The 22,108-nt window shown below is 70.5% G+C and carries 20 protein-coding genes and 2 pseudogenes; 13 read left to right on the top strand and 9 right to left on the bottom strand.

Annotation, left to right across the window (positions count from 1 at the left end):
- Positions 1-13 precede the first annotated feature (13 nt).
- From Pflav_RS34145 to Pflav_RS34125, 5 genes are all read right to left on the bottom strand, one after another.
- Positions 14-2,395, bottom strand: coding sequence for a Tex family protein (locus Pflav_RS34145; protein WP_180201290.1), 2,382 nt, complete (start codon positions 2,393-2,395; stop codon positions 14-16).
- A 76-nt stretch (positions 2,396-2,471) separates the two neighbouring features.
- Positions 2,472-2,723 (bottom strand): helix-turn-helix transcriptional regulator, encoded by a 252-nt coding sequence (locus Pflav_RS34140; protein ID WP_173040859.1) that lies wholly within the window; start codon positions 2,721-2,723, stop codon positions 2,472-2,474.
- A 12-nt stretch (positions 2,724-2,735) separates the two neighbouring features.
- A complete protein-coding gene (locus Pflav_RS34135) occupies positions 2,736-3,617 on the bottom strand; it encodes an ABC transporter permease (RefSeq protein WP_377307627.1) in 882 nt (293 codons plus the stop codon).
- Positions 3,614-4,585 carry an ABC transporter ATP-binding protein gene (locus tag Pflav_RS34130; protein WP_173040858.1) on the bottom strand — a complete coding sequence of 324 codons (972 nt, stop codon included), beginning with the start codon at positions 4,583-4,585 and terminating at the stop codon, positions 3,614-3,616. The genes Pflav_RS34135 and Pflav_RS34130 overlap by 4 nt, the downstream gene beginning before the upstream one ends.
- 104 nt (positions 4,586-4,689) lie before the next feature.
- Complete coding sequence (locus Pflav_RS34125; protein WP_173040857.1) at positions 4,690-6,204, bottom strand: deoxyguanosinetriphosphate triphosphohydrolase family protein; 1,515 nt, start codon at positions 6,202-6,204, stop codon at positions 4,690-4,692.
- Positions 6,205-6,341: 137 nt separating this feature from the next.
- Here Pflav_RS34125 and Pflav_RS34120 point away from each other — a divergent pair, with 137 nt between their 5' ends.
- Positions 6,342-8,030: a S8 family serine peptidase gene (locus Pflav_RS34120; RefSeq protein ID WP_173040856.1), complete on the top strand. Its 1,689-nt coding sequence runs from the start codon at positions 6,342-6,344 to the stop codon at positions 8,028-8,030.
- A 42-nt stretch (positions 8,031-8,072) separates the two neighbouring features.
- Here the strand turns inward: Pflav_RS34120 and Pflav_RS34115 are convergent, their stop codons facing one another.
- The gene (locus Pflav_RS34115; RefSeq protein WP_173040855.1) at positions 8,073-8,789 is read right to left on the bottom strand and encodes a prepilin peptidase; all 717 of its coding nucleotides are present in this window, start codon (positions 8,787-8,789) and stop codon (positions 8,073-8,075) included.
- A 376-nt stretch (positions 8,790-9,165) separates the two neighbouring features.
- Here Pflav_RS34115 and Pflav_RS34110 point away from each other — a divergent pair, with 376 nt between their 5' ends.
- The 12 genes and pseudogenes from Pflav_RS34110 (at position 9,166) to Pflav_RS34055 (ending at position 18,058) form a co-directional block, all read left to right on the top strand.
- The gene (locus tag Pflav_RS34110) at positions 9,166-9,711 is read left to right on the top strand and encodes a hypothetical protein (RefSeq protein WP_173040854.1); all 546 of its coding nucleotides are present in this window, start codon (positions 9,166-9,168) and stop codon (positions 9,709-9,711) included.
- Positions 9,705-10,610 carry a hypothetical protein gene (locus Pflav_RS34105; RefSeq protein ID WP_173040853.1) on the top strand — a complete coding sequence of 302 codons (906 nt, stop codon included), beginning with the start codon at positions 9,705-9,707 and terminating at the stop codon, positions 10,608-10,610. Before Pflav_RS34110 ends, Pflav_RS34105 begins: the two co-directional genes overlap by 7 nt.
- Complete coding sequence (locus Pflav_RS34100; RefSeq protein ID WP_173040852.1) at positions 10,607-11,293, top strand: SAF domain-containing protein; 687 nt, start codon at positions 10,607-10,609, stop codon at positions 11,291-11,293. The genes Pflav_RS34105 and Pflav_RS34100 overlap by 4 nt, the downstream gene beginning before the upstream one ends.
- Positions 11,294-11,295: 2 nt before the next feature.
- Positions 11,296-12,099 (top strand): P-loop NTPase family protein, encoded by an 804-nt coding sequence (locus Pflav_RS34095; RefSeq protein WP_173040851.1) that lies wholly within the window; start codon positions 11,296-11,298, stop codon positions 12,097-12,099.
- Positions 12,089-13,618 (top strand): annotated as a pseudogene (locus Pflav_RS34090) (CpaF family protein); the annotation flags it as partial. The gene Pflav_RS34095 and the pseudogene Pflav_RS34090, both read left to right, overlap by 11 nt.
- 25 nt (positions 13,619-13,643) lie before the next feature.
- Positions 13,644-14,549, top strand: coding sequence for a type II secretion system F family protein (locus Pflav_RS34085; RefSeq protein WP_173042795.1), 906 nt, complete (start codon positions 13,644-13,646; stop codon positions 14,547-14,549).
- Positions 14,549-15,412, top strand: a complete 864-nt coding sequence (locus Pflav_RS34080; protein ID WP_173042794.1) for a type II secretion system F family protein — start codon at positions 14,549-14,551, stop codon at positions 15,410-15,412. The genes Pflav_RS34085 and Pflav_RS34080 overlap by 1 nt, the downstream gene beginning before the upstream one ends.
- A gap of 24 nt (positions 15,413-15,436) precedes the next feature.
- A complete protein-coding gene (locus tag Pflav_RS34075; protein WP_173040850.1) occupies positions 15,437-15,619 on the top strand; it encodes a hypothetical protein in 183 nt (60 codons plus the stop codon).
- A gap of 5 nt (positions 15,620-15,624) precedes the next feature.
- Positions 15,625-16,074 (top strand): TadE/TadG family type IV pilus assembly protein, encoded by a 450-nt coding sequence (locus Pflav_RS34070; RefSeq protein WP_173040849.1) that lies wholly within the window; start codon positions 15,625-15,627, stop codon positions 16,072-16,074.
- 23 nt (positions 16,075-16,097) lie between these two features.
- Positions 16,098-16,493 (top strand): TadE/TadG family type IV pilus assembly protein, encoded by a 396-nt coding sequence (locus tag Pflav_RS34065; RefSeq protein ID WP_232072223.1) that lies wholly within the window; start codon positions 16,098-16,100, stop codon positions 16,491-16,493.
- The gene (locus Pflav_RS34060) at positions 16,490-16,921 is read left to right on the top strand and encodes a pilus assembly protein TadG-related protein (RefSeq protein ID WP_173040848.1); all 432 of its coding nucleotides are present in this window, start codon (positions 16,490-16,492) and stop codon (positions 16,919-16,921) included. The genes Pflav_RS34065 and Pflav_RS34060 overlap by 4 nt, the downstream gene beginning before the upstream one ends.
- Before the next feature lie 27 nt (positions 16,922-16,948).
- Entirely contained in the window at positions 16,949-18,058 is a 1,110-nt protein-coding gene (locus Pflav_RS34055; protein WP_173040847.1) for a LysM peptidoglycan-binding domain-containing protein, read from the top strand.
- 12 nt (positions 18,059-18,070) lie between these two features.
- Here Pflav_RS34055 and Pflav_RS34050 read toward each other — a convergent pair whose 3' ends face one another.
- The 3 genes and pseudogenes from Pflav_RS34050 to Pflav_RS34040 all read right to left on the bottom strand — a co-directional run bounded on the left by Pflav_RS34050 (position 18,071) and on the right by Pflav_RS34040 (position 22,053).
- On the bottom strand, positions 18,071-18,631 hold the full coding sequence (locus Pflav_RS34050; protein ID WP_173040846.1) for a phosphatase PAP2 family protein: 561 nt from the start codon (positions 18,629-18,631) through the stop codon (positions 18,071-18,073).
- Between the two features lie 640 nt (positions 18,632-19,271).
- On the bottom strand, positions 19,272-20,858 hold the full coding sequence (locus tag Pflav_RS34045) for a glycoside hydrolase family 13 protein (protein ID WP_173040845.1): 1,587 nt from the start codon (positions 20,856-20,858) through the stop codon (positions 19,272-19,274).
- Positions 20,859-21,049: 191 nt separating this feature from the next.
- Positions 21,050-22,053, bottom strand: a pseudogene (locus tag Pflav_RS34040) (LacI family DNA-binding transcriptional regulator).
- Between the last annotated feature and the right edge of the window lie 55 nt (positions 22,054-22,108).

Below are 22,108 nucleotides of genomic sequence, written 5' to 3'. Positions count from 1 at the left end.
AACTATCTCGTGTCTACTGGCCGGTTTTGCGGGGGCCACCTAATCCCTTGCCGAGCCCGGCGCGGCGCAGCGCGTCGGCCATCGCACCCTCCGGCTGCCGGGCCGGCTGAGCTGGGCGTTTGCCGCCCTGCCTGGCCGGCCGCTCGCGGCGCCCCTGGCCGCTGTCGGCGGCATTGCCCGCGGCCTTCCCCTTGTCCGAGCCGCCCTCGTCGTCCAGGCGGAGCGTCAGTGAGATCCGCTTCCGTGGCACGTCGACGTCGAGCACCTTCACCCGGACGATGTCGCCCGGCTTCACCACGTCACGCGGGTCTTTGACGAACGTCTTGGACATCGCCGACACGTGTACCAGCCCGTCCTGGTGCACGCCCACGTCGACGAACGCCCCGAACGCCGCCACGTTTGTCACCACGCCCTCCAGCACCATCCCCGGCTGGAGGTCGGCGAGCTTCTCCACCCCGTCGGCGAAGGAGGCCGTCTTGAACGCCGGCCGCGGGTCACGGCCCGGCTTCTCCAGCTCCTTGAGGATGTCGGTCACGGTGGGCAGACCGAACATGTCGTCCACGAACTCGACCGGCTTGAGGGTGCGGAGCACCGAGCCGTTACCGATCAGCGTAGGCAGGTCACTCCCCGTCGCGGACAGGATGCGCCGGACCACCGGGTACGCCTCCGGGTGCACGCTGGACGTGTCGAGCGGATCCTCGCCACCGGGGATGCGCAGGAAGCCGGCGCACTGCTCGAAGGCCTTCGGCCCGAGCCGTGGCACGTCCTTGAGCGCCTTCCGGCTGCGGAACGGCCCGTTGCCGTCGCGGTGCATCACGATGCTCGCGGCCAGCCCCTCGCCGATGCCGGAGACCCTGGTCAGCAGCGGTGCGGAGGCGGTGTTGACATCGACTCCCACCGCGTTGACGCAGTCTTCCACCACCGCGTCGAGCGAGCGGGAGAGCTTCACCTCGGAGAGGTCGTGCTGGTACTGCCCCACGCCGATCGACTTCGGATCGATCTTCACGAGCTCGGCCAGCGGGTCCTGGAGTCGCCGGGCGATCGAGACCGCGCCACGCAGCGAGACGTTGAGTTCGGGCAGCTCCTGCGACGCGAACGCGGACGCGGAGTAGACCGACGCCCCCGCCTCGGAGACCATGACCTTCGTCAGCTTCAGCTCGGGGTGGCGCGTCATCAGATCGCCGGCCAGCTTGTCGGTCTCCCGCGACGCCGTGCCGTTGCCGATCGCGACAAGCTCGACCTTGTGCGCGGCGGCCAGCTTGGCCAGCGTGGCGATCGACTCGTCCCAGCGGTGCGCCGGCACGTGCGGGTGGATCGTCTCGGTGGCGACCACCTTGCCCGTCGCGTCCACCACGGCGACCTTCACACCGGTACGGAAGCCGGGGTCGAGCCCCATCGTCGGGCGGGTGCCGGCGGGCGCGGCCAGCAGCAGGTCACGCAGGTTGGCGGCGAAGACCCGGACGGCCTCCTCCTCCGCCGCCTGCCACAGCCGGCTGCGGATATTGGCATCCAGGTGGATCAGGATCCGGGTACGCCACGCGGAACGCACGGTGTCGAGCAGCCACCGGTCGGCCGGCCGCCCCTTGTCGGAGATGCCGAAGTGCCCGGCGATCCGCGGCTCGTACGAGTTGGGCTCGTCCTGGTCCTCGGGCTCGGGCGTGAGGTCGAGGACCTCCTCCTTCTCACCGCGGAACATGGCCAGGATCCGATGCGACGGCAGCTTCGCGAACGGCTCGGCGAAGTCGAAGTAGTCGGCGAACTTCGCTCCGTCGTCCTGCTTTCCGTCTCGCACCTTGGCGACCAGCCGGCCACGCGACCACATCTGCTCGCGGAGCCCGCCGATGAGGTCGGCGTCCTCGGCGAACTTCTCCACCAGGATGTGGCGTGCCCCTTCGAGAGCCGCCGCCGCGTCCGCCACACCCTTTTCCGGGTCGGCGTATCCGGCCGCCACGCCGAGCGGCTCCTGCGTCGGGTCGCCGAGCAGCAGCTCGGCCAGCGGCTCCAGCCCGGCCTCGCGCGCGATCATCGCCTTCGTCCGCCGCTTCGGCTTGTACGGCAGGTAGATGTCCTCCAGCCGCGCCTTGGAATCGGCGGCCATGATCTGCGCCTCAAGCGCCTCGTCCAGCTTGCCCTGGCTGCGGATCGACTCCAGGATCGCGGCCCGCCGCTCGTCCATCTCGCGCAAGTAGCGCAGCCGCTCCTCAAGCGTGCGGAGCTGCGCGTCGTCGAGCGCGCCTGTGGCCTCCTTGCGGTAGCGGGCGACGAATGGCACCGTCGCCCCACCGTCGAGCAGGTCGACCGCCGCCGCCACCTGCCGCTCCCGCACACCGAGCTCGTCGGCGATCCGCTGGGTCGTCGAGACCCGCGCAGGCGCCGAGGACAGATCTGAAGTCACGGAGCGATCCTAGGTGTTCCGCCCGCGTCCCACGACCGACACCGTGTCCGGCGCTCAACCTTTCAAGGCCCGCAGGCTACGCCGAGCGTTGAGCGTCCGAGGTCGAGGCGCCGATCCGGGGGAACGGATCGATGGAAAAGAGCACCTCCACCGGTACCTCGAAGTAGCGGGACAGGCGCAGCGCCAGATGCAGGCTGGGGCTGAACTCGCCGCGTTCGAGATAGCCGACCGTCTGGTAGTGCACGCCCAGCGCCTCCGCCAGCTCACGGCGGGAGATGCCCCGCTCGACGCGCAGCATGGCGATGCGGTTGTAGATAACCTCACTCATCCGCGTCGTCCCTCAGTTGATCCGCTGCATTGCCTTCTCCCGGCGCTCCGCCATTCGGGAACCGGACTCGCGGCGGGCCATGCGGCGCAACACTATCGGCGCTATAACGAGCCCGATGATGGCCCAGACGCCCAACACACCGACGGTCTCCAGGTGACGCCACGACTCGCCGATCTCGACGGCGGCCAAGTCGTCGGGCAACATCGCGGATCGCATACCCAGCCCCAGCCAGTAGATGGGGAAGACCTGGGCGATCCACTGGAGCCACACCGGGAAGTTTGTGATCGGATAGAAGATGCCCGACGTAGCGATCAGGGCCATCAGCGGCAGCATGACCATGCCCATGTTGCGGGGGTTGGTGACCAGCGAGCCGAAGATCGCGCCGATCGGCATCGTGGCGACCATGCCGAGGAGCACCACCCAGATCAGGGTGAGCCAGTTTGACGTACCGCTCAGAGAGAGGCCGTCCAGGAGGAGCAGACCCGGGATGAGCTGCATGGCGAAGCTGAACAGGCCCATCCCGGCGACCAGCGTGATCTTGCCGATCAGGTAGCCGACCATCCCGTTCGGGATCGCCTTGGCGCGCAGCAGCGTGCCGTCCTCGCGGTCGACGCTCAGTGCCATGGCCATCGTGACCAGGCCGCCGAACGCGATGTTCATACCCAACGCACTCGGCATCGTGCGCGAGCCGAGCGAGAAGCTCGTGCCCGGCACCGTCGCGTTGCGCATGAAGAAGAGGACCACCAGCAGCAGGACCGCGGGAAGGAGATAGTTCCACAGGTCCTGCGCGTTGGTGAACGTCTGCCGCAGCTCGATGCGGCCTCGGGCCAGGCCGGCGCGCGCCGCGCGCATCGCCGGCCGGCCGAGCGAGAGGGCCGTGGGGACGACGCTCATTTCGTGACCTCCTCGAATGCGCGCAGGGCCGACGCGCCGCGCCCCGACTCGTACTCCCGGACGAAGGCCATGTAGGTGTCCTCCAGGCTGGCGCGGCGGACCTCGAGATCGGCGATTTCCTCGCCGTACTGCTGGAAGAGCTGCCGCACGAACGCGGTGGCGTCGCTGGTGGAGTGGACGAACCTGTCGCCGTCGCGGCTCCACCGCACCTCGGCGTCGGCGGCGACACGGCGGGAGAGCTGGTCAGGCGAGCCGTCCGCGACGATCTCGCCGCCGGCCAGGATGAGGATGCGGCTGGCGAGCTTTTCCGCCTCGTCCAGGTCGTGCGTGGTCAGCAGGATCGTGGTGTCGTCGATGTCCGAGAGCCGGTGCACGAGATCGTGAAACTCGCGGCGGGCCTCCGGGTCGAAGCCGGCCGTCGGCTCGTCGAGGAAGAGCAGCTCGGGGCGGCCGACGATGCCGATCGCCACGTCGAGGCGGCGTCGCTGGCCACCGGAGAGCTGGCCGACCCGCTTGGCCGCGTGTGGGGTCAGGCCGACCGCGTCGATCAGGTCGTCGACATCCCACGGGCGGCTGATCTGGGGAGTGGAGTACGCCGTGTAGTAGAGCCCGAAATGGGCGAGCAGCTCGCGCACCTGCCACTTGCCGTGGTCGCGCCAGGACTGGAGCACCACGCCGAGCCGGGCCCGCCACCGCTCGTCGCCCTGAGCAGGGTCGACGCCGAGCACCCGCACGTCACCCGCCGACCGCATCCGGAAGCCTTCCAGGATCTCGATCGTGGTGGTCTTTCCTGCCCCGTTTGGCCCTAGCAGCGCCAGCACCTCACCGCGCTTGGCGGTGAAGGAGACGCCCTTGAGTACATCGTTGGTCCCATACCGCATACGGAGGTCGCGGACCTCGATCGCGGCGAGGTCGTCGGGCGGCTCTGTGACCGCCTCAGGTGCTCTCAGTTGCCTCACGACGGTCATACATATCCCCCGGCTCGTCTAAAGACTCCTCCGGACTGTAGTACATGTACTACAAGCGAGTCCAGGCGGTATTGCGCTGGTACAGGTGCATCAAGCCTTGGGAATTACAGGACGAACGCGTCCGTCCACAGCTGCCGGGAGCGGCCGGAGAGCGCGTCAAGCAGGGCGACCGCCTGGCTGTCGGTGAGCGCCGCGACGAAGTCGATCACAGCACGGCCGCGCGCCTGCACCGCCCGCTCCGGGCCGGGGGTGCTCCCGTCGGCGGCCGCCAGCTCGGCGTCGGCCAGCTCGACAAGGTCGTGCAGCCGCCTTGGGAGGCGGGCCTGCTCGTCAGGGTCGAGGAGCCACGCGTGCAGCGCCTCCACTAGCGTCGTGAGCAGGCTGGCCTGGCCGCGCTGGTGCAGCGCGAGGTCAGGTCGCGCGAGCACGAAGCCCTGGTGGACGAACTTCAGCACTTGTACCTCGTGCCACTGCGCGGGTGCCAGCATCACGTGCCCGGACCGCACCGGTGGATCCGGCACCACGGTGATCGCGCCGATCAAGCGGCGGGTCCATCGGGCGGAGAAGCGGGCCACGTACTGCTCGGCCTCCACCGAGCCGTCGAACGGCGCGGACAGCAGACCGTCGACCAACTCGTGCCGTACCTGCTCGACCGCCGCCGCGAACGCCTCGTCGTCGCTGATCCACCCGTCCTTGCGGTGCAGGTGGCGGCGCAGCCGCTCCACCGACCGGCCGGGCCGCCGCAGCGCGGCCTCCAGCTCGGCGTCGGGGAGCTTCTGTAGTTCGCGCCGCTCGTTCTGCCACGCGATCAGCTCGGTCGCCACCGAACCCTGCTGGAGCACGCCCACCCGGTGGAAGTCCTCGACGTCGTGGATGGCGTACGTGATGTCGTCAGCCGTGTCCATTACCGACGCCTCGACCGTCTGCTGCCAGTCGGCGATCCGCCCGGCGAACGGTTCGCGCGCCTGGCGCAGGTCGGCCACCTCGGTCGTGTACGACCCGAACTTCGCCGAGCCGCTGTCCGGGTCACCGGGTGGCGGGCTGGCCCCGCGCGGCGCCGGGACGAGGTGGCGGGGGTGGGGGTGGGGGTACGCGTGGCGGGTCCACGGGTACTTCAGCATCGCCGCCCGCACCGCCGCCGTGAGGTCGAGCCCGATCGTGGTCGCGCGGCGGATCTCGGTACTTGTCACGATCCGGTACGACTGTGCGTTGCCCTCGAACCCGTCCGTCAGCCCGAGCCGCTGGCGGGCGAGCCGGTCGAGCACCTGCTCACCGAGGTGCCCGAACGGCGGGTGACCGAGGTCGTGGGCGAGTGCGGCCGCCTCCACCACGTCGGGGTCGCAGCCGCCCAGTTCGTCGAGGAGCCCGGTGTACCGCTCGTCCGCGATCAGCCGCTCCGCGATAGCCCGCGCCACCTGCGCGACCTTGAGGCTGTGGGTGAGCCGGTTGTGCACCAGCAACCCCGAGCCACCCGGGCTGATCACCTGCGTGACGCCGCCTAGCCGGCTGAAGAACGGCGAGCTGACGATGCGGTCGCGATCGACCCGGAACGGACTAGCCGCGAGATCGCCGGGCGCGATCGCGGTGCCGCCGAACAAGCGCCGGGCCCGCGGATCCATGATCCGACGTTAACTCACACGGCGGTCCGAAAGGGCAAACTCTTCGGCCGGCGGCCTTGACCAAGGCTCTACCTTGATCGAATCGAAACATGACTTCGCTTGGATGCTCAACTGAAGCCTCAACGAGAGGAATGGATGTGAGCAGAAGACTCATGGCCGGTGCGGTCGCCACCGCGACATCGCTGGCCCTCGTGGCGATCGCCCCGACCGGACCGTCGAACGCGGCACCCGCGGCCACCACGGAGTACACCGTGGTAGCCGAGGACGGTGTCGCGGCCGACGCGGCGGTCGCCGCCATCACGGCCGCCGGCGGCACTGTCGTCGCGCGCAACGACGGCGTCGGAGTGTTCCAGGTGAAGTCCGCCCGGACCGACTTCGCCAGCCGCGCCGCCGCGGACACCGCCCTGGTCGGCGCGGCACAGCGACGCGCGATCGGCCACGCGCCGAAGGTCGACGTGGTCGAGCAGGAGAACCGCCTGGTCAACGCGACCGGCAAGGCCAAGGGCAAGGGCCACTCGCGGACCGGGCTTGACCCGCTGGACGACAAGCTCTGGGGCCTGGAGATGGTGCGCTCCGACGAGTCGCGCCGCAAGCAGCCCGGCGACAAGGGTGTCACGGTGGGCATCCTGGACACCGGCGTGGACGCCAGCCACCCCGACCTGGCGCCCAACTTCAGCACCCGCCTTTCCCGCAACTTCGCGCCCGACCTCACCGACATCGACGGCCCGTGCGAGGTGGCCAGCTGCCTCGACCCGGTCGGCACCGACGACGGTGGCCACGGCACCCACGTGGCCGGCACGATCGGCGCCGCCGTGAACGGCTTCGGTGTCTCCGGTGTCGCGCCGAACGTGACGCTCGTCGAGCTCAAGGGTGGCCAGGACTCCGGCTACTTCTTCCTCGAGCCGGTCGTCAACGCTCTCACGTACGCCGGCGACGCCGGCATCGACGTGGTGAACATGTCGTTCTACGTCGACCCGTGGCTGTACAACTGCCTCGACAACTCCGCCGACAACGCGGCCGCGAAGGCTGAGCAACGGGCCATCCTCCGGGCCATGACGCGCGCCCTGACGTACGCCCATCTGCGCGGCGTCACGCTCGTCGGTGCCCTGGGCAACGAACACACCGACCTGGGCAACCCCCTGCCGGATGCGAGCAGCCCCGACTACGGTGCCCCGGCGTACACCCGGCAGATCGACAACGACGCCTGCTGGAGCATGCCGTCCGAGGGTCCGTTCGTGATCGGCGTGTCGTCGCTGGGGCCGTCCGGCAAGAAGTCGGACTTCTCCAACTACGGCACCGAGCAGATCTCGGTGTCCGCGCCGGGCGGCTGGTTCCGCGACGGGTTCGGCACGCCGTCGTTCCAGACCGACGCGAACATGATCCTGTCCACCTACCCGCTGCACGTGCTTCAGGAGGAGGGACTGGTCGACGAGGCCGGCAACATCACGCCGGCCGGCGAGGGTGCCGTCTTCAAGGAGTGCAAGGCCGGCAAGTGCGCCTACTACACGTACCTCCAGGGCACCTCGATGGCCTCCCCGCACGCGGCTGGTGTCGCCTCGCTGATCGTCAGTGAGTTCGGCGCCCGGGACCGCCACCGCGGCGGCCTCACGCTGGAGCCGTGGAAGGTCGAGAACCAGCTGCTGCGTACGGCCGCCGAGCACGCTTGCCCGGAGCCGCGCCTACAGACGTACACGAACGAAGGTCGGCCGGCCGAGTTCAACGCCACCTGCGAGGGCGGCACGAACTTCAACGGCTTCTACGGGTACGGCGTCGTGGACGCGTACGCCGCCGTCACCGCCAACCCGCGGTGGGGCGCCCGCCCGTAAGTGATTTCTGGGGCGCCCCGGGATGGTCCGGGGCGCCCTTCCCTATACCAGTGCGGCGATCGCCGCCAAGGCGCCGAGCAGCAGGAACGGGCCGTGGGCGAGGTGGTCTTTGCGGCCGGCCCGGCGCAGCAGGAGCAGCGCGGTGGCGTACAGGCCGGCGAGCAGGAAGCCAGCCACCGCCGCCGCAACCGCCACTCCCCAGCCGAACCAGCCGGCGACCAGGCCCACGGAGAGCGCGGCCTTGGCATCCCCGAGACCCATCCCGTTGGGTGAGATGAGCACCAGCACGAGATAGAAAGCCGCCAACGCCAGCGCGCATGCCACGGCGGAAGTCAGACGGCCGTACTCACCGTCGACCACTGCGGACAGTCCAAACAGGATCAGCGCGCCACCGGCCGCCGGAAACGTAAGCCGGTCGGGCAATCGGCGCACGGCAACGTCCACATGCGCCAGTACCACACCGAACAGCGCGATCCATGCGACGGCGAGCAACGGCGGCGGCTCGTGCACCCGCCAGGCGACCACCGCCAGCGTCGCGGCGGCCACCAACTCGACCAGCGCCGGCGGCGGCCCGATCCGCGCGCGGCAACTCGGGCAGCGGCCGGTGGGCGGGAGGAACGCGCCACTCAGCCGCGCCGCGCAGTGCGGGCAGGTGTGCCGCCAAGGTGTACCCACCGTCACTGTGTGCACAAAGACCTGCGCACGCAGTAGTGGGCCGAGCAGCAATCCTGTGATGGCGGCCACCCCGATCCAGATCATGGGGCACCACGCAGGGTAAACGGCCAGATTCGGAAGATCACGTTGGCACACCCGACCCCAACCGGCGCCACACGTGCGAGATGCGCGTGGACATAGGTGTTGATACCGGGATCCGGCCCATCAATGTCCATCGCACCCTTCCCAGCATCCGGCCGCCGACGATCATCACTCCACGTGATCATTTGGATTGCCTCTGTTGCATCGGCGGCAGTCAGCCTATGCTGCCCATCTGGGTGAGAGCACCATCCGTCCGCCGACCGCGCGGCGACGGTTCTCAACGCAAAAATTGCCTGGGGGGCAAGACAGCAAGGGAAAGAAAAGGGCACGCGAGCGGTTCGGAGGCGCCAATCGCGAGCCAGGGGGAGAGGAAACACCGTTGCCCGCAAAGCACCTGGGCCGAGCCTCTGCGGTCCTTGTAGCGCTGCTCGTCAGCGCTTGTTCGTCAGCCGGCGAGGCCACGCCTCCAGCCGCCGCACCGAGCACGGCCGCCTCCGCCGGCCCGGACGCGAAAGCTGCTTCGACGGCAGCACTGGCCGCGTATGACGGATATCTCGCAGCCTCCCGCGACGCGTCGGCGGATCCGGATCCCACCCATCCCGCGCTGACGAAATATCTCGCTGATCCGCTCCTCACCCGGGTCAGAGACACAGTGCGCGACCTTGAGACACACGGTGCCATTCGCACCGGAAAGATGATTTCCGATCCGCGAGTGAGCGCCCTCGACCTGGCTGCCGATCCACCGACTGTGTCCATTCAGGACTGCATCGACTCCTCGGGATACAAGATGGTCTACGCAAAGAGCAAAAAGCCCGTGCCCGGCGCCGCTGGTGGCCGATACGTGGCGACCGCCACCGCGACCCTCTATCCCGATGGCCGCTGGCTGATCAGCGACGGTGCGGTTCACCAGGACCAGCCATGCTGACCCGCCGCCTGGCCGCCCTCGCGGCCGCCTTCGTGGTGTTCACGGTCCCGTCGGCGGCGGTCGCCGCCCCGCCGATCGGCGAGTGCCCGCCCGGCGCGGACAGCTGCCACGTCATCGACGAAGACCCGGGCAACGAGGGTGGCGGAAACAACGGCGGCGGTAACAACGGTGGTGGCGGCGACGGAGGCGGCGGCGAGCGCACCTGCACCCGAGGCGGCAAGCCGATCGCCTGCTTCGACCCGGTCTTCGGCTGGTTCAACCAGTCCGACGAGTGCTACTACAAGCTGACCGAGCCACAGCTGCCGCCGCGGCCCGGCGGCGGCGCCGACGGCGCCTGGTACACACCGACCTGCCTGGCCGGCGTGCAGACGCCGCAGTGGTTCGACGACGCACCGGCTGGCGTCGAGCCGCCACCCGATCCGGAGACGCTGGCCCGTAGCGCGCTGGCCGAGATCACGTTGGGCACGCCCGACCTCCAGATCAAGCCCGATCCAAACGGGGCCGGACTTGTCGGACTCCCTGTGTGGCTCTGGGTGGGAAAGGGTTCCGACACTTGGGGGCCGATCTCCAACGATGCGGAGGAGCGTGGGCTGCGCGTGGAAATCACGGCCAGCGTCACCAACCTGACCTTTGACCTGGGCGACGGCGGTCCGCCGATCAGCTGTCCGGGTGGCGGCACGCCGTACCCGAAGGGCGCGACCGGCCCCTCGCCGGACTGTGGCTACGTCTTCACGAAGTCCAGCAAGCAGCAGCCGGGCCAGAAGTTCACCATCACCGCGACCACGTCCTGGACGGTCGAGTGGACCAGCAGCAGCGGCGTGACCGGCACGATCGGGCCGGAGACCCGGCAGGCCACCGTCGGCATCCGGATCAACGAGCTCCAGGTGGTGACCGAGTGAGCGTTGCGGCTAACCATCGGGTGGCGGGCCCGGTCGACGCGCCGGTCGAGCCGCCGCGTGTCGTCCGGCAGCGGCGGATGCGCCCCGGCCTGCTCGGCCTCGCCGTGCTGCTGATCGCGCTCGGCGGCCTGGGCGCGGCCTTCGCCGTGACCTCGGTGCGGGCGACGGGCACGTACCTCGCCGTCGCCCGGCCGGTCTCGGTGGGCACCGCGCTGACCGCGGACGACCTGCGCTCGGTGCAGGTCGCCGGTGGCGTCGGGCTCTCGCCGGTGTCGGCCGACAAGATCAACGACGTGCTCGGCAAGCGGGCCGCTGTGACGCTGGTGCCCGGGACGCTGATCACGATGGACCAGCTCACCGACAAGCCGCTGCTCGGCCCCGGCCAGCAGCAGGTCGCGATCGGCCTCAAGCCCAACCAGGTGCCGGCCAAGGAGCTGCGCCCCGGCGACAAGGTGCTGCTGGTCAGCACGCCGCCGCAAAACACCTCGACCACCGGCGAGGTGCGCACGTCGCAGACCACACGGTACGAGGCGACGGTCGTCGACGCCGCCGAGCCGGACGACAAGGGTCCCGACCGTACGACCGTGGTCGTCTACCTGGCGCTGGCCGGGCGGGACGCGCCGGCCGTGGTCACGCTGGCCGCGCAGAACCGGCTGGCCGTCATCCTCACCGGGGCTGCCTGACCATGGCGATCGTCGCGCTGGTCTCGCCGAAGGGGTCGCCCGGGGTGACAACAACGGCGTTGGCCTGTGCGCTCACCTGGCACCGGCGGCTCGTGCTCGCCGAGTGCGACCCGGCCGGCGGCTCGATCATGGCGGGGTACCTCGGCGGTGCGGTGCCTGGTCCACGGGGCATCGGCGAGCTGGCCGTGGCCGAGTTGCGCGATGGGCGGCTGGGCCACGACTTCTGGTCCCAGCTGATCGACCTCGACGCGCCCCGGCGCGAGCGGCTGCTGCTGCCCGGCATCGTCGACCCGGCACAGGTCGGCAGTGTCAGTCCACTGTGGCAGCGCTTCGCCGACTTCTTCCTCGCGCTGGAAAAGGGCGAGCCGGCGTACGACGTAATAGTCGACTGTGGACGGTTGCACGCGCCCAGCCCGGCGTGGCCGATCCTGCGCGCCGCCGCGCTGGTGCTTGTCGTGACCGGGGCTCGGCTGCCCGACCTCTCCAGCGCGCGGGCCACGATCGCGGCGCTCCAGCGCGACTTCCGCGAGCATCGCGTCGCGGCCGGCTCGCTCCGCCTGCTGGTGGTCGGCGACGGGCACGCGCAGGGCGAGATCAGCAAGGCGCTGGAGGTACCCGTCATCGCGCGGCTGCCGCACGACCCGCGCACGGCGGAGGTACTCACGCTGGGCGGGACGGTAAAGGCAAACCGGCCGCTCATGCGTGCTGCCAACGCCCTCGAGGTGCCGATCAACGCGATCCTCGACCGTCGTCGCGCACGGCTGGGCTGGCGAAGCCTGCCCGCGGGGGTACCGGATGCGGTTTGAGCCGGTCACCCACGACCCGCGCACGCGGCAGCCGGAGGCGACCTCGACCACGCCACCGGTCCGGCTGCCGCAGGTGCACGTCGGCCGCCACCAGGCCGCCAACGGTCACAACGTGCCCGCCCTCCCGCCCGGGCCGACGCCGCCGGCACCTCCCCCGCCGCCGCAGCCGGCCGACTTCTCCGTGGTACGTGAGCTGCGGCGCCAGCTCACCGAACGGCTGACCCAGTGGCAGCGCGGCCGCGAGTTCACGCCCGAGGAGGAGGACGTCGAGCGGGTACGGCTGGCGGTGGCCGTCGTCTCGGAGTACGCGGACACCGTTCGGCGCGGCGGAACCCCGATGCAGGCGGTCGAGGAGCGGATGCTGCTCGACCAGGTCACCGCCGAGCTGGTCGGACTGGGCCGGCTCCAGACGCTGCTGGTCGACGACACGATCGAGGAGGTACACATCCTCGGCTGCGACCACGTACGGATCACCCGGCACGGCGGCGGCGTGGAGTGGGCCGCCCCGATCGCCGACAGCGACGAGGAGTTTGTCGACATCCTCCAGGCGGCCGCGCGCCGGGCCGGCGCGACCGAGCGTTCACTCTCGACGTCCAAGCCCACGCTCGACCTCCAGCTGCCCGACGGCAGCCGGCTCGCGGCCGTCTACCTGGTCAGCCACCGGCCGTATGCGGTGATCCGCAAGCACAACACGCTCGACGTCACCCTCGACGACATCGCCGGTGGCCGCCCCGACCTCGACGAGATGGTGGATGCGCTGATCCGCGACTTCCTGCGCGCCTCGCTGCGGGCCGGCCTCAACGTCATGGTCGCCGGGCTGGCCGGTGCCGGTAAGACCACGGTGATCCGGGCGCTGATGTCGGAGATCCCGCCCGACGAGCCGTACGTGCTGCTCGAAGAGAGCCGTGAGCTGCTTCCGGCCCGGCGTGGGCAGCGGCACCGCGCGGTGATGAGCTTCGAGTCGCGCGAGGGGCACGGCGAGCGCGGCGCCGACGGGCGGCCGGCGGGTGAGGTGACGATCGCCGACCTGATCCCTGTGTCGCTGCGGATGGGTGCGCTGCGGATCATCGTCGGCGAGGTGCGGTCGCGGGAGATCGTGCCGATGCTCCAGGCGATGACCACCAGCCGTGGGTCGATGTGCACGATCCACGCGCGTACCCCGGGCGGGGTCAGCGAGCGGATCATCGAGCTCGCGCTTTCGCACGGCCGGGAGATGACCGTCGAGCAGGCCCGGCGGATGGCCGGCAACGCGCTCGACCTGATCGTGTACGTGACGGTCGAAGACGAGACCGCGATCGGTGGCCGCAAGCACCGCTTCGTGTCGCACATCGAGGAGATCGTCGGGGTCGGCGACGGCGCGCGGATCGCGACGACCACGATCTTCGGCCCGAGCGCCGACGGTCGAGCGGTGCCGATGCACCTGCCCGAGCGGATCCGCGAGCAGCTCATGCGGGTCGGGTACGACGCGCGCGTGCTCAGCCGCTACATCGAGGCCCGCACCGGTGCCTGGCGGCGCCCCGGCACAGCGAGCTACGGAGGCGGTCATGACCGGGCCAGCGGATATCGAGCTGATCGCGCTGATTTCCGGTGCCGCGTGCGTCGGCGGGCTCGTGCTGGCCGTGATGTCCATTGTGGGCACCAGGTCGCCGACGAAGCCGCCCTCCCGGACCAGCCGCCGCCTCCACCGCCTCTGGAGTGGCACCGGCCGCAGCGCCGCCGAGCGCCGCCGCCACCAGGTCGTGGTGGTATCCGCGATCGTCGCCGGATCGCTCGCCTGGCTGGTGAGCGGCCTGCCGATGGTCGGCCTGCTGGTCGGTATCGCCGTCCCGGGCGCACCCTGGCTCCTCGGCGTCGGGCAGGCGGAAAAGCTGGCGATCGCGCGGATCGAGGCAGTCGGCGAGTGGACCCGCCGGCTGCGGGACGTCTCCAGCACCGGCCAGGGGTTGCAGCAGGCGATCATCGCGACCGTCTCCACCGCGCCCGAGGAGATCGGCGACGAGGTGGCGCTGCTCGCCGCCCGCCTCCAGGCCGGCTGGAACGCCCGCGACGCGCTGCTCGCGTTCGCCGGGCACCTCGGCGATCCGATGTGCGACCAGGTCGTCGCCGCGCTGATCCTGCACTTGAGCGACCGTGGCGAGCGGCTCGGCGATGTGCTCTCCTCCATCGCGACCGCCGCGGCGGCCGAGGTGGCGACGCGGCGCGAGGTCGAGGCCAAGCGCACGCAGCCGCGCTTCGCGGTCCGCTTCCTCACCGGCATGACGCTGCTGACCTTGGCGTACGGGCTGCTCAACCCCCAGTACATGGAGCCGTACAGCACACCGACCGGCCAGGCCGTGCTGGTGGTGCTCGGCGGCACGTTCGTCGCACTGCTCGCCTGGACCCGGGCGATGAGCTTGCCGCCCGAGCCGGTGCGCTTCCTGGCGATCCCCGACGAGCGGCGGGAGGGGTGATGAGCAACCCGTACCTGATCATCGGGATCGTCGGCGGCGCCGTACTCGGCCTCGGCATCTTCCTTGTCGTACGCGAGGCGCTGCCGGCCACCCCAGCGCTCGGCCCGGCCCTGCACCGGTTGCACCCGCCCGCGGCGCTCCGCACCACACGGCCCAGCCGGCGGCTGGAGTGGCTCAGCGGCCTGTCGCGGTGGACCCGCCCGCCGATGAAGGAGCTGGCGCTGCTCGCTAAGACGCCTGAGCAGTACACCCTCTCGTTGATCCTGTCGGCGCTGATCGGCCTGGCCATCCCCGCGTTCCTCTCGCTGGCCGCCCGCACCGCGGGCCTGTCGCTTCCGTTCGTGATCCCGACGGCGGCCGGGCTCGGCCTGGCCGCGCTCTTCGCGCTGGTGGCGCATGCCGACGTGCTCGCCAAGGCGAAGGCGGCGCGGCGCGAGTTCACCCAGGCGGTCTGCACCTACCTCGACCTTGTCGCGCTCCAGCTCTCCGCCGCGCACGGCCCGGTGCAGTCGCTGGAACGCGCGGCCGAGGTCTGCGACGGCTGGGTCTTCGAGCGGCTGCGCGAGTCGCTGCGGATGGCGCAGATGCAGATGCAGTCGCCGTGGGACGAGTTGCGCACGCTGGCCGAGAAGATCGGCGTACCGGAGCTGGGCGACGTGGGCGCGATCGTCCAGGCGTCCGGCACCGAGGGCGCCCAGGTGCACGAGACGCTGCGGGTACGCGCCGACTCGCTGCGCGACCAGATCCGCACCGACAACCTGGCCCGTGCCGAGGCGATCACCAGCCGGCTCGACGTGCCCGGCGCGCTGCTGGTCTTCGTGCTCGTCGGCTTCGTCATGTACCCGTTCCTGGCCCGAATCTGAGCCACCGCAACCCGGAGGAAACCGATGATCAAGATGCTGTGGACGCGGATCGCGCTGTTGCGCGATCCCGCCGAACGCGACCGGGGCGACAGTCCGGTGCCGACCGCGATCATCATCGCCGGCCTGGCGGCGGCGGCCGGTGCGGTGGTGCTGGCGGCGAGCGGCCTGGTCGACTCGTTCATGGGCTCGATCGGCTCTACGCCGTAGCCGGGATGCGTCGCCGCACGGTCGTCCGCGTGCGCCGGGCCGTCGACGCGGTCCGGCGACGCCTGGCTGCCGCCGGCAGCCGCGACCGCGGGGCGACACCCGTCGAGCTGGCGATCGCGTTTCCGGCAATCTTGATCCTCACGTTCGCGTCGATCCAGGTGGGTGCGTGGTTTCTGGCCCGCGCGGTCGCGCTCAACGCGGCCCAGGTGGCGGTCAGCTCCACCCGCACCCTCAACGGCGTGTCGCCGGCGGCTGGCGAGGAGCAGGCGAGCGACTTCATCGCGGACACCGGCGGGTGGCTGGTCGGCTGGGACGTACAGGTGGCGCGCGACGACGAGCAGGTCACGGCCACGGTGACCGGAAACGTGGTGTCGGTGATCCCGGGCATCGGCTGGACGGTCAGCCAGACCGCACGCGGGCCAGTGGAGCGCTTCGTCGACGAGGACGCGCCGTGACGAGGGATCGAGGGTCTGTCTCCGTGGAGATAGCCATCCTCGCGCCGGCGTTCCTCATGCTGATCGTGCTGGCAGCGGTCGCCGGCCGCACCGCGATCGCGCAGAACGCCGTCGACCTGGCCGCGCACGAAGCCGCGCGTACGGCGTCACTGGCCCGTACGGCCACGACCGCCGAGACCGAGGGCGAGGCGGCGGCCAACGCCACCCTCGACGCGCAGGGCCTGGACTGCGGCGACAGCCTGGCGGTGGCGGTCGACACCAGCGGCTTCGGTGCCGAGCTTGGCGAGCCGGCCACCGTCACCGCCACCGTGAGCTGCACCGTCTCCTTCGCCGACCTGGTCATGCCGGGCATACCGGGCGCCAAGACCGTCGTCGCTACCTACGTATCGCCCCTCGACCGCTACCGGAGCCGCGGATGAAGGCGCTGCGGCGGGACGACGGGCGGGTCAGTATTTTCCTGGCGATCGCGCTCGCCGGCATGCTCATGGTCATCGGCTTGGCGTACGACGGCGCCGGCCAGCTCGGTGCCCTCCAGCGCGCGCACAACCTCGCCGCCGAGGCGGCCCGCGCCGGCGGCCAGTCGATCGACCGCGCGCAGGCGATCGAGGGCGGACCCACGCAGATCGACGAGGCCGAGGCGGTCGCGGCCGTCGACGCCTACCGGGCGGCGGCCGGGGTGGGTGGGCCGCCGCCGACGTTCTCCACCGGCCCGGGCGGCGAGCCGCTGATCCAGGTCGAGGTCTCGGTCACGTACGACAACAAGTTTCTCGATGTCTTCGGGTTTTCCGACACGAGCACGGTGACCGGTACGGCCACGGCGGTGCTGCTCACCACGCCCGACGAGTAGTTAGGCCCCTAGAAAGGAGTCGGCGCCATGCGTCTACGACGGGTTGTCAAGGGCTTGGGCGCGCTCGTCATCCTCGTTGGACTATTGGTGGGCGCGCCGGTCGCGCTGGCCGTGTTCGCCGGCAACCCGCTGCCCGACCACGTGCCCGCGCTCTCCGAGATCGGCGACGCGCTCACCACCCGCGACGACGGGCAGCTCTTCCTGCGGGCGCTCGCGGTGGTGGGTTGGCTGGGCTGGGCCACGTTCGCGCTGTCGGTGCTGGTGGAGATCCCGGCGCGGGTGCTGCGCATCCCGGTACCCCGGCTGCCCGGTATGCGACGGCAGCAGCGCATGGCGGCGGCCCTGATCGGCGGCGTCGCTCTGATCATCGGGGCGAGCCCGGCGATGGCCTCGGCCGCCACGGCCCCGCCACCCACCTCGTACGCCGCCGCGCCCTACACGCCGGCCGCCGTATCCGCCCCCGCCGCCGCGGCCTGGGAGCGCACCGCCGCAGCAGCCGCGGACGAGGATCCGGTACCGGTCTACCGCGTCGAACGCGGCGACTACCTCGGGCACATCGCCGACCGCTACCTGGGCGAGTTCGACCGCTACCCGGAGCTGGCCAAGCTCAACAAGATCAGTGACCCGGACCTGATCCGCCCGGGGCAGAAGCTGCACCTGCCGGAGGGCGCTGCCGATGGAGGCCTACGCCAGCACGCCACCGGCCTGGTCGCCGTACCGCCCCGTCAGCTGCCGAGAAGCCCGCCCCGCCGCCTGCCACCGCTGGCGAGCGACCCGGCGATGGGGAGCAGCCCGGTGACGCGCGGCGGAAACCGAGCCCGCGGCCGGGAGGGGCGGGGCCGAGGTGAAGCCCGCGCCGACCCCGTCGACCTCTGTGACCGAGGAGCCGGCCGTGCCGTACGTCCCGCCACCACCCACCGTGCAGGACGACGAGCAGGTGGACGCCGCCCGGAGCCGGCCTGGCGAGAAGGAAGGGCTCAACCTGCCGCTCGCGGTGACCGCGGTGCTGACGGCGGCCAGCCTGGTCGGCGCCCAGATCGGCGTGCTGCTCGGCCTCCGCGACAAGCGACGGGCAGCCCGCCAGCGCACCCGCCGCCCCTGACCGCACGGCCCACCGCGAAGCGGCGGTCAAGATGAACCGCGGCACGCTCAGAGCAGCACGCGGGAGAAGCTCGGCAGCGGCTGTCCCGGCAGCCCGGCGGCGTATTTCGCGCGCAGGCTCACCAGGTGGATCGCACCCATGAGCAGGATCGCGGCCACGATCCCGTCGAGCCAGTAGTGGTTGGCGGTGATCACCACCACGCTCACAGTCAGCGCCGGATGTGCCAGCGCCAACCACCGCCACCGGCTGCTCGTCACCCGGATCACCGCGATCGCCACGAGCAGCGCCCAACCGACGTGCAGCGAGGGCATCGCGGCGAACTGGTTGGCCACCCCCGCGGTGCTGCTGTCCGGGTAGGCCGACGGTCCGGTGCTGATCATCGTGTCGACCATCCCGAAGCCGCTGACCAGCCGCGGGGGCGCGAGCGGGAAGATGACGTGCACGAAGAGCGCGGCCCCCGTGAGGACCGCCATCTCGGTGCGCATACGCAGGTAGTCGGGGCGATGCCGGACCCACAGCCACACCATCGCCGCGATCGTGCCAGGGAAGTGGACGCCGACGTAGTAGAGGTTGGCCAACCGTGCGGTCGCCCCCAGGACAGCGCCCAATGCTGGATCATCGCCTCGCTGGGCAGGCGAAGTGCCCGTTCGACCTCCCAGATCCAGTCCGCATGGCGAAACGCAACGCCCATTTGGCCGTCGGCAAGATGCCTGATGCCCTGGTAGATAACCATCATCGAGGCGATCAAGACCACCTCGATGACGAGCTCGCGCAAGCGCGCCGCCCGGGATCGACCCGGGGCTTGGCTCGCCGGCGGTGACGCCGTATGCGGACCCGTAGCGGGCCGCGTAACCTCTTCCGTGACTGCCATCGCCGTCCCCCACCGAGATTTCATCCACGGTTTACGCAATTCAACGCTAAGTGAAATCTCTATATCAGAACAACGGTTATCCGTGTGACCCCACGCACAACGACCCACCTCGCGCTTTGTTCCGGGCGGGTCGGGGTACACACAAAAGCCGACCAGGGCGCCGCCGAAGCGAGACGCCCTGATCGGGTCAAAGCCGCAGCTCAGATGGCGCCCTCCGACCGACCGCAACGCCACCGGGGAACGTCAGATTCCCCTTGGCCAGCTCGGTCCGGTTCGCGCCCGTTCGACAACGAATCGTGTTAAAACGCTGAAACCGACTAAATGGGGTTTGTGAGCGGCCACCACTGTCCCGGCGGCAGCAACCGCTCACAAACCGCTCATCCCCTGTCGAGGCGCAGCCAGGCCGCGGTGTCGACGGGCAGCGCGTCGCCGTCGAGAGGGCCACTCGCGAGCAGCACTTCGCCGTGCGCGGGCAGGGGCACGGCCGTAGTCGAGAGGTTGAGGACGCACGCGAAGCCAGGCTCGCGCGCGAAAGCGAGGACGCCCTCGGGCGCGTCCAACCAACGCATGCCGCCGTCGCCGAGGGCAGCCTCCGCGCGCCGGATACGCACCGCTGTCCGATACAGCTCCAGCATCGAGTACGGGTCACCGGACTGGGCCTGGACGGTGCGATCCTTCCAGTCCAACGGTTGGGGCAACCACGGTTGCGCCGAGGTGCCCGCTGGGCTGAACCCGAAGGGCGGCTCCATCCCGGACCACGGCAGCGGCACCCGGCAGCCGTCGCGCCCGGGGTCGGTATGTCCGGAGCGGTGCCACATCGGGTCCTGACGCAGCTCGTGCGGGATGTCCTCGACCTCCCAGAGGCCCAGCTCCTCGCCCTGGTAGACGTACGCCGAGCCAGGCAACGCCAGGGTGAGCAGCGCCGCCGCCCGAGCCCGTACGCCGCCGAGCTCCAGGTCGGCCAGGACGCCCTCGCGCTTGCTGGCGAAGCTGAACGAGCTGTCGACCCGCCCGTACCGGGTCACGTGGCGGGTCACGTCGTGGTTGGAGAGCACCCACGTGGCCGCCGCACCCACCGGCTCGTGCGCGGTCAGCGTCGCGTCCACGCACTCACGCAGCGCCGCCGCGTTCCAGGGGCAGCAGAGAAAGTCGAAGTTGAAAGCGGTGTGCATCTCGTCGGGACGCAGGTAGTTGGCGAAGCGCAGCGGATCGGGTAACCACACCTCCCCGATCAGGATCCGGTCACCCGGGTAGCTGTCCGCGATCCGCCGCCACGACCTGTAGATGTCGTGCACGCCGTCCAGGTCGGTGTACGCCTCGATGCCGTCAAGCGCCGGGTCCTTCATCGGCAGCGCGGCCGAGTCGATGCGGATGCCGTCGACCCCGCGGTCGAGCCAGAAGCGGAGGATGTCCTCGAACTCCTCGCGCACCCGCGGGTGGGCCCAGTTGAAGTCGGGCTGCTCGGGGGCGAACAGGTGCAGGTACCACTCGCCGTCCGGGACCCGGGTCCAGGCCGGGCCGCCGAAGATGGAGCGCAGGTCGGTCGGCGGTTCGTCGCCGTCCGGACCGCTGCCGGGGCGAAACCAGAAGAGCTCCCGCTCCGGCCCGCCGGCCAGCGCCGCCTCAAACCACGGGTGCGCGGTGGAGCAGTGGTTGGGGACGATGTCGATGATGATGCGGATGTCCCGCTTGTGGGCCTCGCCGATCAGCGCCTCAGCCTCGTCGAGCGTGCCGAAGACCGGGTCGATGTCCCGGAAATCCGCCACGTCGTAGCCGGCGTCGGCCATCGGCGACGGGTACCACGGGCTCAGCCAGATCGCGTCCACACCCAGCTCTACCAGGTGGTCCAGGCGCGCCCGGACGCCCGCCAGGTCGCCGATCCCGTCGCCGTTTCCGTCGGCGAAGCTGCGCGGATAGACCTGGTAGATGACGGCGCCGCGCCACCAGTTGTCTGCTGTGGCCATTCGTTCCCTCGACTCTGTCGTGGTGGTCTTCCGGACTCGCGCCTGCCGGGTTTCGTGGCGATGACGATACAAAGCCAAACTTGAGTACGCAAGAATACGACTGACATCTGAAAGAACTAGGATACGAGACAGAAACAATCAGGGCGTCCCACCGGTCGGTGGGACGCCCTGGTCAGGTCGGGTCTAAACGGTCAGGTCCTCGGTGCCGGCGCCGTCGAGCCGCGCACCACGAGCTCCGGCTCGAAGTACAGCTCCTCCGACGGCACGCCGACCCCCTCCATCTGCTGCACGAGCAGGTCGACGACCGACTGGCCCATCGCCTCGATCGGCTGGCGGACGGTGGTCAGCGGTGGGTCGGTGCAGGTCATGATCGCGGAGTCGTCGAAGCCGACGATCGAGACGTCCTGTGGCACCCGCTTGCCCAGGCGCCGGACCGCCCGGACCGCACCGAGGGCGAGCACATCGCTGGCGCAGAGGATGCCGGTCACGCCGCGCTCCGCCAGTCGAGTGGCCGCCGGGCGGGCACCCTCCATCGAGAAGCTCGCGCGCTCGACATCGCAGGTCACGTCCGGACTCCCTTGGCCGCGGCCATGAGGGCGTCGAGCTTGCGACGGGACGGCACGTGGTCCTCCGGACCGAGTAGCGCGCCGACCTTCTGGTGGCCGAGCGACACCAGATGCGCGAACGCCTGCTCCACCGCCACCGCGTCATCGGTCGAGACGCACGGGAAGCCCAGCCCTTCGACACCCGCGTTGACCAGCACCGCTGGCAGGCCGCGCTCACGCAGCGTGCGGTAGTGGTCGTGCGACGCGTCGGCCATCGCGTAGTTGCCACCGGCGAAGATCACGCCGGACACCTGGTGCTCCAGCAGCATCTCGAGGAAGTCGGTCTCCGAGACACCACCGATCGTGCGGGCGCAGAGGATCGGCGAGAGGCTGCGCTGCACCAGCGCGCCGGTCACCGCCTCGGCGAGCGCCGGGAAGATCGGGTTTTGCAGCTCTGGCAGGACGAGGCCGACCAGCCGGGCGCGCTCACCGCGCAGCTTGGAGGGCCGCTCGTAGCCGAGCACGTCAAGCGCGGTCAGCACCGCGGCCCGGGTCGCCTCGGACACGCCCTCGCGGCCGTTGAGCACGCGGCTCACGGTGGCCTCGCTGACGCCCGCCTTCTTGGCGACCTCGGTTAGGCGTCGTGTCACGGCGAAATCGTACGTCAAGCCGCTGCAAGAACTGACATCTCAGGCCAGCTCACGG

The sequence above is a fragment of the Phytohabitans flavus genome (genome assembly GCF_011764545.1).
Lineage (GTDB): Bacteria > Actinomycetota > Actinomycetes > Mycobacteriales > Micromonosporaceae > Phytohabitans > Phytohabitans flavus.
Note: the sequence above shows the minus strand (reverse complement) of the source record. Positions and strands in the feature narration are given on the sequence as shown.

What these genes read in the sequence shown, in the direction of transcription:
- Pflav_RS34055 (WP_173040847.1), top strand. Translation starts at nt 16,949, where the DNA reads ATGCGTCTACGACGGGTTGTCAAGGGCTTGGGCGCGCTCGTCATCCTC.
- Pflav_RS34115 (WP_173040855.1), bottom strand. Translation starts at nt 8,789, where the DNA reads ATGATCTGGATCGGGGTGGCCGCCATCACAGGATTGCTGCTCGGCCCA.
- Pflav_RS34140 (WP_173040859.1), bottom strand. Translation starts at nt 2,723, where the DNA reads ATGAGTGAGGTTATCTACAACCGCATCGCCATGCTGCGCGTCGAGCGG.
- Pflav_RS34095 (WP_173040851.1), top strand. Translation starts at nt 11,296, where the DNA reads ATGGCGATCGTCGCGCTGGTCTCGCCGAAGGGGTCGCCCGGGGTGACA.
- Pflav_RS34085 (WP_173042795.1), top strand. Translation starts at nt 13,644, where the DNA reads ATGACCGGGCCAGCGGATATCGAGCTGATCGCGCTGATTTCCGGTGCC.
- Pflav_RS34045 (WP_173040845.1), bottom strand. Translation starts at nt 20,858, where the DNA reads ATGGCCACAGCAGACAACTGGTGGCGCGGCGCCGTCATCTACCAGGTC.
- Pflav_RS34070 (WP_173040849.1), top strand. Translation starts at nt 15,625, where the DNA reads ATGCGTCGCCGCACGGTCGTCCGCGTGCGCCGGGCCGTCGACGCGGTC.
- Pflav_RS34075 (WP_173040850.1), top strand. Translation starts at nt 15,437, where the DNA reads ATGATCAAGATGCTGTGGACGCGGATCGCGCTGTTGCGCGATCCCGCC.
- Pflav_RS34060 (WP_173040848.1), top strand. Translation starts at nt 16,490, where the DNA reads ATGAAGGCGCTGCGGCGGGACGACGGGCGGGTCAGTATTTTCCTGGCG.
- Pflav_RS34130 (WP_173040858.1), bottom strand. Translation starts at nt 4,585, where the DNA reads ATGACCGTCGTGAGGCAACTGAGAGCACCTGAGGCGGTCACAGAGCCG.
- Pflav_RS34135 (WP_377307627.1), bottom strand. Translation starts at nt 3,617, where the DNA reads ATGAGCGTCGTCCCCACGGCCCTCTCGCTCGGCCGGCCGGCGATGCGC.
- Pflav_RS34080 (WP_173042794.1), top strand. Translation starts at nt 14,549, where the DNA reads ATGAGCAACCCGTACCTGATCATCGGGATCGTCGGCGGCGCCGTACTC.
- Pflav_RS34125 (WP_173040857.1), bottom strand. Translation starts at nt 6,204, where the DNA reads ATGGATCCGCGGGCCCGGCGCTTGTTCGGCGGCACCGCGATCGCGCCC.
- Pflav_RS34105 (WP_173040853.1), top strand. Translation starts at nt 9,705, where the DNA reads ATGCTGACCCGCCGCCTGGCCGCCCTCGCGGCCGCCTTCGTGGTGTTC.